The sequence below is a fragment of the Brucella pecoris genome, assembly GCF_006376675.1.
GTDB lineage: Bacteria > Pseudomonadota > Alphaproteobacteria > Rhizobiales > Rhizobiaceae > Brucella > Brucella pecoris.
On the sequence record NZ_VEWK01000001.1, the window covers coordinates 325,801 to 338,941 of the forward strand.

Consider the following 13,141-nt stretch of genomic DNA (forward strand, 5'->3'; position numbering starts at 1 on the left):
TGTACTAGCTCTTTCCGCCTTCATTGAGTTTTTCGAGATGAAGGAGCAGGGCGCTATGATCCTTTTCGCCACCACCTTCTTCCACGAAAGCGGCAAAGGCATCGCGTACGGCCTCGGTCAACGGCAAGTTCAACGATAGGTCGCCCGCAGTCTTGAGGATCGAATTGAGATCTTTCAACTGAATACGCGATGTGCCGCCCGGCTCAAAATTACGATCAATCATTCGCTTGCCGTGCAGTTCGAGAATGCGGCTTTCACAGAAGCCGCCGCGGATGGCGTCGCGGAACGCTGAGCGCGAACCGCCACCTTTTTCGACAAGAACCATTGCTTCCGCAATCGCTCCGATGGTCACGGCAACAATCTGCTGATTGGCGAGTTTTGCCAGTTGACCGGCACCAGATGGGCCGACGCGGGTAAGGCGTCCCATTGGTTGGAAAACATCAGCGAGTTCAGCAATGACCGCCTCATCGCCTCCAGCCATGATGGCAAGCGTACCTTCCTGTGCTCCCACCACGCCTCCTGAAACCGGAGCATCGATATGATTGATGCCAACGGCCTGCAAACGCTGAGCATGTTCGCGGGCAAAGTCGGGCGAAATTGAACTCATGTCGATGACGGTGCTACCATTTTTCATGACGGCAGCAACCCCTTGGTCGAAAAGAACGTCGCGTACTGCCGGGCCATCGGTTAACATGGTGATGACTATATCGGCGTTCTCTGCCGCCTCGGCGGCGGTTTGGGCGAGTTTGGCACCTTTTCCGCCAAGAGAGGCTAACTTGGCGCTATTCCGGTTCCAGGCTGTTATACCGAAGCCAGCATCCAGAAGACGACCAGCCATCGGCGCGCCCATCAGGCCAGTCCCAAGAAATGCAATCCTGCGCGTCAAAGTTTGCCTCCCATCTCATCTTCGATGTGAACACGAATGATCTCATCAAAGGATGTTTCTGCGGTGAAACCAAGAGCCTGCGCGCGTTTTGCCTCGAAACCGGGAGCCCAGCCGGCAACCATACGCATGATCATTTCGTCCGGCTCATGGCGGATCAGCCCTACGGCCGATTCACCAGCAACACGGCGCAATGCTTCAATCTGTTCGCCTACTGTCGCACTGAGACCGGGCATGGAAAGATTGCGGCGTGCTCCCACCGCTTCCGTATGGATGGTGGCTCCATGGACCAGAAAGCCGACCGCTGACCGCGGCGAAGTATGCCAGTGTCGGACATCTTCGGGAACAGGCAAGACCGCTTCCTGCCCGGAGAGCGGCTCACGCAGGATGTTGGAGAAAAAGCCGGAAGCTGCTTTGTTCGGCCTGCCCGGACGTATGCAGATCGTCGGAAGGCGAATGCCGATACCATCGAAGAAGCCGCGCCGGGTGTAGTCCGACAACAGAAGTTCGCTGATTGCCTTCTGCGTGCCGTAACTCGTCAATGGAGTCGTGTGAAACTCATCGGGGATAGGGTGGGGGAGCGGGGCGCCGAAAACTGCTATGGACGATGTGAAGACCACACGCGGCTTATAGCCATCGGCAATGTGTGCAAGCCTGATCGCATCAAACAGATGGCGGGTGCCATCCAGATTGATTCGATATCCCTTGTCGAAATCGAGTTCCGCTTCACCGGATACGATTGCCGCAAGGTGAAAGATGATGTCGGGGCGTGCTGACACGATGCTTTGGGCAGTTTCCATAGTGGATATATCTGCTGCCAGGGTATCGACTGATCCGGCAAAGCCGACTGGAGGTTCTGCTGCAACGATATCGATAAGCGTAAGCTTTTCAATGGGATTCCCGCCGAGATGCCTATCTTTTGAGAGGCGTTGTGTCAGTTTGCATCCGACCATGCCTGCAGCGCCGATGATTGCAATATGCATTTTTAAGCCTCCTCCCAATCTTGTAGCCGATTGCAACTCAGAACGCGGTGTTGGCTACCATAACAACACTTATCCGATCTCCCACCAGATTTCTGTTGTAGGGTTGTCTGATAACCTTATATGTAGGCATTGAAAACAATTTTCTCGATCTTGCCACAAGAATGAAACGGAAAAGCCTGTTGCGTTCCCAAAGCTGTCGTACATCCACGGCAGCCGATTGCGCATCAACCAGGTCTATGAACAAGAGGATATTATGTACGGTTTGGGGGACATGACCGGAGACAAGCAGACTGATCTCGTTACCCTTTTGGGTGATGATCTGGTTATGACCGCGCGAAGCGATATGCTCCGCTATTGTCGGGACTGGCCGGGTGATGTGGAGAATATAGCGGTTGCTGTGATCCGCCCGCGCTCGACAGAGGACGTTTCCGCTGTGGTTAAAGCTTGCGCTTCACTGGGATTGTCCATCATTCCGCAGGGCGGAAATACCGGTCTTGTGCAAGGCGGTGTACCGGATGGGCGCGACAATCTCGTCATTCTAAGTCTTGAGCGGATGAACCGTATTCGAAAGGTCGACCCGGATGATTTTTCAGCGGTTGTTGATGCCGGTTGCATTCTCTCCGAGCTGAAAGACAAATTGGCGGTTGAAGGAATGTTTTTCCCACTGGCCCTTGGCGCGCAGGGAAGCTGCCGTATCGGTGGCAATGTCAGCACCAATGCCGGAGGCCTCAACGTGTTGCGTTATGGCATGACACGCGAGTTGGTCCTGGGGTTGGAGGTCGTCTTGCCTGATGGCACGATATTCAACGGTCTTTCCACGTTGCGGAAAGACAATCGCGGCATTGATCTGAAACAGCTTTTCATCGGTGCGGAAGGCATTATGGGAGTGGTGACCGGCGTCGCAATCAAACTGACGCCTTTGCCGGACAAGGTGGAAATCGCACTGTTGGGACTCAATTCGCTCGCTGACGCTATTGCGCTTTATCGGCGTGCACGCGTGCAATGCTGTGATCTGATGTCCGCTTTCGAATTCATGCCGCCGGTGGCTTTTACCTTGGCGCAAGAGGCGATGCCGGATCTTGCCATGCCGCTTGGACAATATCCTGCCTACGTCTTGATGGAGATTTCAGGCTCTGGGCTGGTGGATATAGCGTCCTTGATGGAACAGTTTCTTGCTGGCGCAATGGAAGATGGCCTTGTTCTGGATGGCACCATCGCGTCATCTCGTGCGCAAGGTCAAAATCTCTGGATGTTCCGCGAGGCGATGAACGAAGGGCAGGCGCTGCGTGGCAAACACCTTCGCACTGACATATCGGTCCCGCTGTCAAAACTGGCGTCATTCGTCGCTGAAGCTGAAACCGAACTGGCTGAGGTGCTTCCGGATTGTCTTGCTGTTTCTTACGGGCATGTGGGTGACGGTAATGTGCATCTCAATGTTATCCCTGGAAGCGATCTCGATGTTGCGGCGATAGACAAGAGGATCAAGCTTGCAAAGGAAACGATCAATGCTGTTCTCGATCGTTATGCAGGCAGCATCAGCGCCGAGCACGGCATCGGTCGCCTGAAGCGGGAAGATTTCGAGAAGCGCATTGACCCCGCACGGCGAAAACTGCTTGAAGGCATCAAGCAAGTCTTCGATCCGGGCAATATCATGAATCCGGGCTGCCAGCTTTCGCTTGACTCTTCGAGAGGCTGACGACACACCACTTGCACGGGTAATCAGGGAGGCTCTATCATTTTGTTTGGTGAAATCAGGCGCAATGAACAACTTCCCGGACGCATTGCTTCCGAAATTACGCGGCAGATCAGTGAAGGTAGTCTTCTGCCGGGGCAAAAGCTGCCGACAGAACATAATCTAGCGCAGAGCTTCGGTGTAAGCCGCTCGGTTGTACGCGAAGCAATTGCTCAATTGCGCAACGAGGGATTGGTCGAAACTCGACAGGGTGTTGGCGCTTTCGTAACGGAGCCCGATAAACGCCATGCCATCCGAATAGAACCTGAAACACTTGCTAATCGCGATAGTTTCAGAAGCCTGTTCCAGTTGCGAATGGCTCTGGAGATAGAAGCGGCGGGACTCGCCGCAGTGCATCACGATGAAAACGACATGATGCAACTGAACGAGGCGCTGGCGGAGATGAGTGGTTCAAAAAAGTGGACTGACACGGGTATTGCTGCTGATCTGGCATTTCACCGTGCACTCGCGTCTGCAACACATAACGAATATTTTCCGCTGGTCCTCGGTTTCATTGCCGAACGCATCAATCAGGCAATCAACGCTGCTCGTGCTCGCGCAGTGCTTGAGCAGATCGTAGAGATCACCATTGATGAGCACACTGCAATCAGAGATGCCATTCATTCACGTGATCCGTTACGAGCTCGCGAAGTAATGCGCCGCCACATTGTGCAGGCAGCAAGCCGTGTTGGCCTCAAACTGGAAACTTTCTAATGGCGTCTTCTTTCGAACTTTTCAGTCTGGAAGGGCGCATTGCCTTGGTCACCGGTTCTAGCCAGGGTATTGGTTTTGCATTGGCTCGGGGGCTCGCAGAACATGGTGCAACGGTAATCATCAATGGTCGTGATCGAAACAAGGTCGATGCGACGGTTACGCTACTGGAAGACGAAGGTTATAATGTCTTTGCGTCGGCGTTTGATGTAACGGATGCCGAAGAAGTTCGTGTGTCTATTGATGTGATCGAACAGGAAATTGGTCCGCTGGGTATTCTGGTCAATAATGCGGGGATGCAGTATCGCGCCCCGCTGGAAGATTTCCCGATCGAGAAATGGCAGCAGCTTTTGGAAACCAATATTTCCAGCGCTTTTTATGCGGGGCAGGCGGCTGCGCGCTACATGATCGCACGAGGACGTGGCAAGATAATCAACATTGCTTCGGTACAAAGCGAACTGGCCCGACCTTCCATCACGCCTTATACTGCAACGAAGGGAGCTATTCGCAATTTAACGCGCGGTATGGCCACCGACTGGGCACGGTATGGCTTGCAGATTAATGCGATTGCTCCAGGCTATTTCAAGACGCCGCTGAATCAGGCATTGGTTGATGATCCCGAATTTACTGCATGGCTGGAAAAAAGAACGCCGGCAGGCCGTTGGGGGGATGTAAAAGAGTTGGTAGGTGCTGCAGTTTTCCTAAGCAGCGACGCCTCCTCTTTCGTCAATGGACAGGTTTTGCACGTCGATGGCGGCATGACCGCGAGCGTATGAGGAATTGATGCTGCGTATTATCGTTATGGGTGTTTCGGGCTCTGGAAAGTCGACCGTGGGCGAGAAGATTGCCGATGCATTGGCACTCCCATTTCTTGAAGGCGACTCGCTGCATCCAAAATCCAATGTCGACAAGATGTCAGCAGGCATTCCCTTGCAAGATGAGGATCGTTGGCCCTGGCTCGATAAAATCGGTGAACGTCTTGCCGCCTCGACTGACGGTATTGTCGTTTCCTGTTCGGCACTGAAAAAGAGCTATCGTGATCGTCTGCGTTCCGCTGCCGGTACGCCCGTGATGTTTGTTTTCCTGGACGGTAGTTTTGAAGTTTTGTACGAGCACATGGGGCATCGCACCGGCCATTTCATGCCGGTAACGATGCTGGAAAGCCAGATTGCTACACTCGAGAGCCCCGTAGGGGAGCCGCTGGTATTCCGCGCAGATATCGCCGAAACCGTGGGAAGGATTGTCTCCGACAGCCTCAAATGGATACGTTCAGTTGAGTTCTAGCGCTATTTCAACGGCCAGAAGAACATCAATGTTGGAACTGTTACAATCGCTATAATGATTGATAGCGGTAATCCCAGACGCGGATAGTCACTGAATCTGTAACCTCCTGGTCCCATAACCAGGGTATTGCACTGATGACCAATTGGCGTAAGGAAATCACACCCCGCGCCGATCGCGACCGCCATCAGAAAGGCCTCCGGCTTGAAACCGAGTCCGGAAGCAAAACTTGTCGCGATGGGGGCCATGACGAGCACTGTCGCAGCATTGTTGAGAAATGGTGTCACCATCATTGCGGCTACAAGAATTAACGCCAGAGCTCCGGCTGGCGGTAATTGGTGGCCGATTGTAGCAAGCCCTTCGGCTATGAGATCTGTACCTCCCGTTGTTCTGAGAGCATCCGAAACCGGAATGAGTGCAGCCAGCATGACCAGAATGGGACCATCAATTTCGTCATAGACCTCGTTGAGAGGTATCACTTTGAACAGCAGCATAGCGACTGCGGCGGCAAAGAAAGCGACCGCAACTGGTACAAGGCTTAAAGCGGTTGCCCCAATGGCCGCAATCAGAATGGCAAGCGGGATCAATCCGCGCCGGACGCTGCCGAGCATCAGTTTGCGGCGCGCAAGCGGGAGCAATTCGAACTCCGGCAGGAAGGTGGAAAGATTTGCCTGTCTGCCTTGCAACACAATCACGTCGCCGAAACGGAGAATGACTTCGCTAAGACGTTCGGTAATGCGTTCACCCGGTCGGCTCACCGCCAGCAGGTTCAGGTCATAGCGCGCGAAAAGAGCAAGTCGTTGGGCGGTCAGCCCAATGAGACGCGAGTTCTTGCCAATAACAGCTTCAACGGCCTCAATGTCGGTGGAACCGCTGGTTTCAGATGGATTGCGATTTTCAGACAGGGTGAGCTTTCCGGCACTTATGATCGCATCAAGCGCTTTAGGATCGCCTTCAAGAAGAACGACATCACCTTCATTTAGGATCGTATCGGGAAGCGGCGTCAGTCGCTGTTCGTTGCGTACAATGGAAGTCACCATTGCCTCGCCTTCAGCCGCCTTGATGAGATCGGTCACGCGCTTGCCGGTCATTGTCGATGATTTGGTGATACGTGCTTCGGAAGCATAGTTCTTGATTTTGATTGCCTCATCCAGCGAAACATTTTCGCGGGTGCGTTGAGGAACGAGCCAGTAAAAAAATACCAGATAGATGAGCCCTACTGCCGAGAGCACAGCGCCGACCGGTGTGAAGTCGAACATTGTGAAGGGTTCGCCGACCATTTCACCGCGAATGCGAGAAACAACAATATTGGGAGAAGTGCCCACCTGGGTCATCAAGCCGCCAAGCAACGCACCGAATGCCATGGGCATGAGGAAAGTTGATGGGGAAACATTGGAACGGCGAGCGAATTGAAAGGCGACTGGAATCATGATTGCCAACGCGCCGACATTTTTTACAAACGCGGAGAGGATGGTGACGACTGTGACAAGAACGGCAAGCTGGAGCCGCACGCTGTTTATTTCCGGCAGAAAGCGCTGAATCGCCGCCTGCATAAGACCAGAGCGTGCGACACCCGCACTGACCACCAATGCGCTGCCCACGATAATGACGATGTCGTCGCTGAAACCTGAAAAGGCTCGGTCAAAGGGCACAACGCCGACCGCTATCGCCAGGAGAAGCGCACATAGCGCGACCACATCATAGCGAAACTTGCCCCAGATAAACGCCCCCATCATGAGTATGATCACCGCGAAGGAGAGTATCTGCTGATGCGTCATCTATCGGGATTTCCTCACAGGTGGAAAAATATTCCACCTGTGTAGCCGATAAACTCTAAAACAGAAATCGATTATTATAGCGGGTTGTGCCCTTTTGAAGGGCGTGACCCTTATCGAATTCAAGCATTTACACGCTGGCCGTCATCGCCGAAAATATGGATGTGTCCTGCAGATGCGCCAATCCTGACGGTTTCATCGACGCTATGTGTCGAGCGCCCGGCAACGCGGAAGATGAGCGACTTACCGTCCGGCAATGCGCTATGAATATAACTTTCCGCGCCGACGAGTTCTACAGCTTCAATACGAACGGTCGCATTGAAACCGTCGGCATCCGGCTCGTCGTCTTCCAGAATGCTGATATCTTCGGGGCGAACGCCGATGGTGAAGTTTCCGATAGGTGTTTTCACCGCCCCGCCCGTTTTCCAGGCAATGTTTTCTGCGCTTTGCAGCAGATTCATCGACGGCGAACCGATAAATGTTGCCACGAATGTGGAGGCTGGCTTTTCATACAGTTCGATCGGCGTACCGACCTGTTCAATATGGCCTGCATTCAGCACAACGAGGCGGTCAGCCATGGTCATGGCTTCCATCTGGTCATGGGTGACATAAACGCTGGTTGTTTCGAGCGAACGTTGCAGGCGCTTGATCTCGACACGCATCTGCACGCGTAGTTTCGCATCCAGATTGGAGAGTGGTTCATCGAAGAGAAAAGCTGCCGGTTCGCGCACAATGGCACGCCCCATGGCGACGCGCTGGCGCTGACCGCCAGAAAGCTGACGCGGCTTACGCTCAAGAAAAGGTTCGATTTCGAGTGCCTTTGCCGCTTTGGCAATGCGGCGTTCGATTTCGTCTTTCGGTGTTTTCCGGTTCTTCAGGCCATAAGCGAGATTTTCCCGGACCGTCATATGCGGGTAGAGCGCATAATTCTGGAACACCATGGCAATATCGCGTTCTGCAGGTTCAACATCATTGACCACGCGATCGCCAATAGCGATGGTGCCGGACGTAATACCTTCAAGGCCGGCAATCATGCGCAGGAGAGTGGATTTACCGCAGCCTGACGGACCTACCAGTACTACGAACTCGCCGTCGTTGATCTCCAGCGATACACCTTTGATGACTTCGACATTGCCGCCATAGCTCTTGCGGACGTTATCAAGAACAATTTTGCTCATTACTTTTCCGTTTCAACGAGACCTTTGACGAACCAGCGCTGCATCAGCACCACAACGAGGATCGGTGGGATGATGGCCAGAATGGCTGTTACCATGACGTAGTTCCAAGGTGTGGACGCATCAGCCCAATCGACCATGCGGCGCAGGCCGATGATGATCGTGTTCATCTTGGCATCATTAGTAACGAGCAGCGGCCAGAGATACTGGGTCCATCCATAAATGAAGAGAATGACGAAAAGTGCTGCAATGTTCGTCTTCGAAAGAGGAAGCAGGATATCCCGCATGAAGCGGAATGGCCCGGCATTATCGATACGCGCAGCTTCAACCAGTTCACCCGGTATGGTGAGGAAAAACTGACGGAACAGAAACGTTGCCGTCGCAGATGCCATCAATGGCAGGGTGAGCCCTGCATAGGTGTCGATCATGCCGAGGTCCACTATCACCTTGTAGGTTGGCAGGATACGAACCTCCACAGGCAGCATCAAGGTTATGAAGATCATCCAGAAGAAGAACATGCGTAGCGGAAAGCGGAAAAACACAATCGCGAAAGCCGACATGAACGAAATAATGATCTTGCCGACGGCGATTGCCATGGCGACCACGAACGAGTTCCAAAGAAGCCGCTCCAGACTTACGCCGACAACGCGTTCCACGCCGCCAAAGATGGCTTCACCATAGTTTTCGACGAAATGGTCGCCAGGCAACAACGAGATGGGGGGACGTATGATTTGCGTCGATGTCATCGTTGAAGCGACGAAGGTATAATAGATCGGAAAGGCGACAATTATGATGCCTACGATCAGGATCAGGTGGCCGATCAGGTTTGAGACAGGGCGTTTTTCTATCATTGTCCCCTCACTCACGAATAATGCACACGCTTCTCAACGAAGCGGAACTGGAAAGCGGTCAAGGCAATCACGATTGCCATTAGAATAACCGACTGTGCCGAAGATGAGCCGAGGTTGAGATTGACGAAGCCATCATTGTAAACCTTGTAGACCAGCGTTTCGGTAGCTCTGGCAGGGCCGCCGCCGGTCACGGCATGGATGATACCGAATGTGTCAAAGAAGGCGTAAACCGTGTTCACGACAAGCAGGAAGAATGAAGTGGGTGCAAGAAGTGGAAATACGATAGACCAAAATCGCCGTGATCCGCGAGCGCCATCAATGGCTGCTGCTTCGATCAACGACTTAGGGATTGCCTGTAACCCTGCAACAAAGAACAGGAAATTATAAGAAATCTGTTTCCATGCGGCAGCAACGACGACAAGGCCCATAGCCTGATTGCCATCAAGCAGCGGATCCCACGCGACGCCATTACGCCGCAGAATGTAAGCAAAAGTACCCATGGCTGGATTGAACATGAAGAGCCATAACATGCCGGCAACAGCGGGAGCCACTGCATATGGCCAGATCAGGAGCGTACGATAAAATGTCTTCCCGCGGATAACGCGATCCGCTGCCGTCGCAAGTATTAGTGCTGCGCCCATGGCAAGCAGCGCGGTCAGGATATTGAAGACAATCGTTACTCTGAATGAATGCAGATAGTTAGGGTCCGCCAGAACGGTCGTGAAGTTTGCCAATCCGACGAAGGTGGATTTAAGCCCGAATGCGTCTTCACGCATGAATGATTGATAAACCGCCTGACTGGCTGGCCAGAAGAAGAACACCACAGTCAGGACGATCTGTGGGGCCAACAGAAAATAAGGCAAAACTTTATTCGGAAAGATAACTTTCTGCACGGGGAGCTTCCTCGTGGGGTAACAAGGCCGCCTGCCGCAGAGGCAGGCGGCGTTGTATCAATGTGAACGGTTACTGAGCGGCGGCAATTGCGTCGTTGCCGCGTTTGACGGCGTTCTCGAGCGCGGTCTTCGCGTCTTGTTTGCCGCCGAGCATGGCTTCGAACTCTTCATTCAGAATATCGCGTACCTGCGGCAGGTTGGTGAGGCGCACACCCTTGGAATTTTCGGTGGGGGCTTTGCCCATCATCTGCAAGATCGGCGTTTCGCGACCTGGATTCTTTTCATAGAAATCCGACTTCTTGGTCTCTTCGTAAGCAGCCAGTGTCACCGGCAGGTAACCGGACTTTTCGTGAAGTTTGACCTGAATTTTGGTCTGCGAGAGAAAATTGAAGAATTCTGCGACGCCCTTGTACTGTTCATCGCTAAGACCGGCAAAGACCCATAGAGCTGCGCCACCGGGGATCGTGTTTTGCGGACCGTGACCTTCATAGTAAGGCAGTTGGCCAATGCCGTAGTTGATGCCTGACTTTACAACATCTCCGAGACCGCCCGATGATTCAGTCAACATAGCGCATTCCCCGGAGGTGAAAAGCTGCTTGGCTTCTGACGTGCGGCCGCCATAACGGAACGTACCGTCTTTCGCGAGATCGGCGATTGACTGGAAATGCTGTACGTAAAGCGGCGAATTGATTTCAAGCTGTACATCAGTGCCGCCGAGACCATTTTCATTTGTACCATAAGGAACGTTATTCCATGCAGCGAAGTTTTCGGTCTGAATCCAGGTCAGCCACGTAGACGTGAATCCGCACGGTGCTGCGCCGCTGGACTTGATCTTCTTGGCAGCCTCGAAAACTTCCGGCCACGTCTTCGGCGGATTGTTTTCGTCGAGACCAGCTTTCTTGAAGGCGTCCTTATTGTAATAGAGGATCGGCGACGAGGAGTTGTAAGGGAAGGACAGCATGGTGCCATCCGGCTTCGAATAGTAAGCGACGATGCCGGGTAGATACTGCGACTTGTCGAACTTGAAGCCGCCCTTTTCCAAAACTTCAGCGGCCGGGACCACTGCGCCTTCGGCGGCCATCATAACGCCGCTACCGGCGTCGAATACCTGAAGAATTGCTGGCGGCTGCTTGGAACGGAACGCAGCGATGCCGGCATTCAGCGTTTCAGGATAGGTTCCCTTATAAACGGGAACGATCTTGTATTCGCTCTGGCTTTCGTTGAACTCTTTCGAAAGCTCATTGACCATTTCGTTGTTGGCACCGGTCATGCCGTGCCACCATGCCAGTTCCGTCTGGGCGAATGCCTGCGAACCGATGGTGAGGGCGAGGGCGCTTGTCAGCGCCGAGGTCGTGATCAGACGGATAAGCATGTTTCCTCCTCGAGTGTGAGATTGCGTGAACATTCGAGCTTTCTTTGTGAGAGGCTCAAAGTTTCGACATCTGCGTTATATTCATTGCACTTATATGAATGCAATTTTTGTCAAAGGATCAACCTTCGATTCTTCCAATGGCAGAATAAATTCGAAAACGATAGCGTTCAAAATGAAAAAAAACGAAAGGTAAGTGACAATCGTGGGGAGAACAGGTGAATAGTTGAAGGTTCAAGAATACCTCCCAACTACATCATCGTATGATATTCAAGGCTCGGTATCAGGCGGATTGACCAATGCACAAGACTGAATTGATTATGCACTCTTCGAATCTGGTCGATGGTTTTTTGGATTATCTGCCGTAACCGTACCGCCCATTGCCCAACTTGCTGACAGGTGAATTTATGCCCAGTGACGATCGCAAGAAAAGTCGCGTTACGCTTCTGGATGTGGCACGCCATGCCAATGTATCACGCGCGACGGCTTCTCTTGTCATACGCAAAAGTCCGTTGGTGGGTGCGGCAACGCGCGAAAAGGTGGAGAAGGCCCTACGGGATTTAGGTTATGTCTACAATATGGGCGCTGCTAGTCTTCGCGTAGAGCGGTCGAATACGGTTGGTGTTATCGTACCGACACTCGGTAATCCGTTCTACGGTGAATTGCTTTCAGGAATAGACAGTGTTGTTGGTGAAGCAGGGTTAGTTGTTCTCCTTGCAAACAGTCACGAGAATTTCGCGAACCAAAGCACTCTCATGCAGCGTATGCGCGAGCATGGTGTTGATGGTGTGATTATCTCGCTGACCGCAGAAACTGCACCGGAGTTCATCGAACAGATCGCCGATTGGGGCTTGCCTGTGGTGCAGGTCCTGCGCCATGTAACTGATCGAATTGACTATGCAGGCGTTGATTACGCAGGCGGTATGCGACAGGCGGTCAATCATCTTGCCGGGCTTGGGCACAAGACAATCGCATTTGCTGTACACGGCCCGATTCATTCAGCATATAGCGAGCGCGTGGAGGGATTTCGCGATGCGATGCAACAGCAAGGCCTTGATCCCGAGATGATTGTTCGTTTTCCGCATATGATGCCGGAAATTGCCAGGGCTGCTCCGATACTCTTTCAGGAAGGTCGGGGGCCGACGGCGGCAATCTGTTTCAATGACGTAATTGCACTGGGTCTTTCGGCCGGTCTTTACGATTGTGGGAGAAAAATTGGTGAGGATTTTTCTCTTATCGGCTTCGATGATGTAAGCGATGCCGAAGCAACGCGCCCACGATTGAGTTCCGTATCGACCCGACCTGTTACAGTTGGCCAGAATGCTGCCAGATTGCTTCTTTCCCGTTTGGTAGATCCCCAAAAACAGGCACAGCGGATCGTCAGTGAAGCATATCTGCAGGTTAGACAGTCCTGTGGCCCGGTAAAAACTTCTGTCATCTAATCCGAATTAATGATTGACGAACAAGGTTAAACGCATTTAGATCGAT

12 protein-coding genes are annotated in these 13,141 nt (G+C 52.8%); 5 read left to right on the top strand and 7 right to left on the bottom strand.

Annotated elements, in window-relative coordinates:
• Positions 1-4: 4 nt before the first annotated feature.
• On the bottom strand, positions 5-886 hold the full coding sequence (locus tag FIB18_RS01465; RefSeq protein WP_140019057.1) for an NAD(P)-dependent oxidoreductase: 882 nt from the start codon (positions 884-886) through the stop codon (positions 5-7).
• Positions 883-1,866, bottom strand: coding sequence for a D-erythronate dehydrogenase (denD, locus tag FIB18_RS01470; RefSeq protein WP_140019058.1), 984 nt, complete (start codon positions 1,864-1,866; stop codon positions 883-885). The genes FIB18_RS01465 and denD overlap by 4 nt, the downstream gene beginning before the upstream one ends.
• Positions 1,867-2,119: 253 nt before the next feature.
• On the opposite strand from denD, the gene FIB18_RS01475 reads away from it, so the two are divergent.
• The 4 genes from FIB18_RS01475 to FIB18_RS01490 are packed head-to-tail and all read left to right on the top strand — an operon-like array spanning position 2,120 to position 5,593.
• A complete protein-coding gene (locus tag FIB18_RS01475; RefSeq protein WP_140019059.1) occupies positions 2,120-3,562 on the top strand; it encodes an FAD-binding oxidoreductase in 1,443 nt (480 codons plus the stop codon).
• A gap of 42 nt (positions 3,563-3,604) precedes the next feature.
• On the top strand, positions 3,605-4,312 hold the full coding sequence (locus FIB18_RS01480) for a FadR/GntR family transcriptional regulator (protein WP_140019060.1): 708 nt from the start codon (positions 3,605-3,607) through the stop codon (positions 4,310-4,312).
• The gene (locus FIB18_RS01485; RefSeq protein WP_140019061.1) at positions 4,312-5,085 is read left to right on the top strand and encodes an SDR family oxidoreductase; all 774 of its coding nucleotides are present in this window, start codon (positions 4,312-4,314) and stop codon (positions 5,083-5,085) included. The genes FIB18_RS01480 and FIB18_RS01485 overlap by 1 nt, the downstream gene beginning before the upstream one ends.
• Positions 5,086-5,092: 7 nt before the next feature.
• Positions 5,093-5,593, top strand: a complete 501-nt coding sequence (locus FIB18_RS01490; RefSeq protein WP_140019062.1) for a gluconokinase — start codon at positions 5,093-5,095, stop codon at positions 5,591-5,593.
• 2 nt (positions 5,594-5,595) lie between these two features.
• Here FIB18_RS01490 and FIB18_RS01495 read toward each other — a convergent pair whose 3' ends face one another.
• The 5 genes from FIB18_RS01495 to ugpB all read right to left on the bottom strand — a co-directional run bounded on the left by FIB18_RS01495 (position 5,596) and on the right by ugpB (position 11,656).
• Positions 5,596-7,368, bottom strand: coding sequence for an SLC13 family permease (locus tag FIB18_RS01495; RefSeq protein WP_140019063.1), 1,773 nt, complete (start codon positions 7,366-7,368; stop codon positions 5,596-5,598).
• 119 nt (positions 7,369-7,487) lie between these two features.
• Entirely contained in the window at positions 7,488-8,543 is a 1,056-nt protein-coding gene (locus FIB18_RS01500; RefSeq protein WP_140019064.1) for a sn-glycerol-3-phosphate import ATP-binding protein UgpC, read from the bottom strand.
• Positions 8,543-9,391: a sn-glycerol-3-phosphate ABC transporter permease UgpE gene (gene ugpE, locus FIB18_RS01505; RefSeq protein WP_104754895.1), complete on the bottom strand. Its 849-nt coding sequence runs from the start codon at positions 9,389-9,391 to the stop codon at positions 8,543-8,545. Before ugpE ends, FIB18_RS01500 begins: the two co-directional genes overlap by 1 nt.
• An 11-nt stretch (positions 9,392-9,402) precedes the next feature.
• Complete coding sequence (gene ugpA / locus FIB18_RS01510; protein ID WP_140019065.1) at positions 9,403-10,284, bottom strand: sn-glycerol-3-phosphate ABC transporter permease UgpA; 882 nt, start codon at positions 10,282-10,284, stop codon at positions 9,403-9,405.
• A gap of 70 nt (positions 10,285-10,354) precedes the next feature.
• Positions 10,355-11,656 carry a sn-glycerol-3-phosphate ABC transporter substrate-binding protein UgpB gene (gene ugpB / locus FIB18_RS01515; RefSeq protein WP_168436742.1) on the bottom strand — a complete coding sequence of 434 codons (1,302 nt, stop codon included), beginning with the start codon at positions 11,654-11,656 and terminating at the stop codon, positions 10,355-10,357.
• A gap of 404 nt (positions 11,657-12,060) precedes the next feature.
• Between ugpB and FIB18_RS01520 the strand changes: the two genes are divergently transcribed.
• Positions 12,061-13,095, top strand: coding sequence for a LacI family DNA-binding transcriptional regulator (locus FIB18_RS01520; RefSeq protein ID WP_140019385.1), 1,035 nt, complete (start codon positions 12,061-12,063; stop codon positions 13,093-13,095).
• Positions 13,096-13,141: the final 46 nt, after the last annotated feature.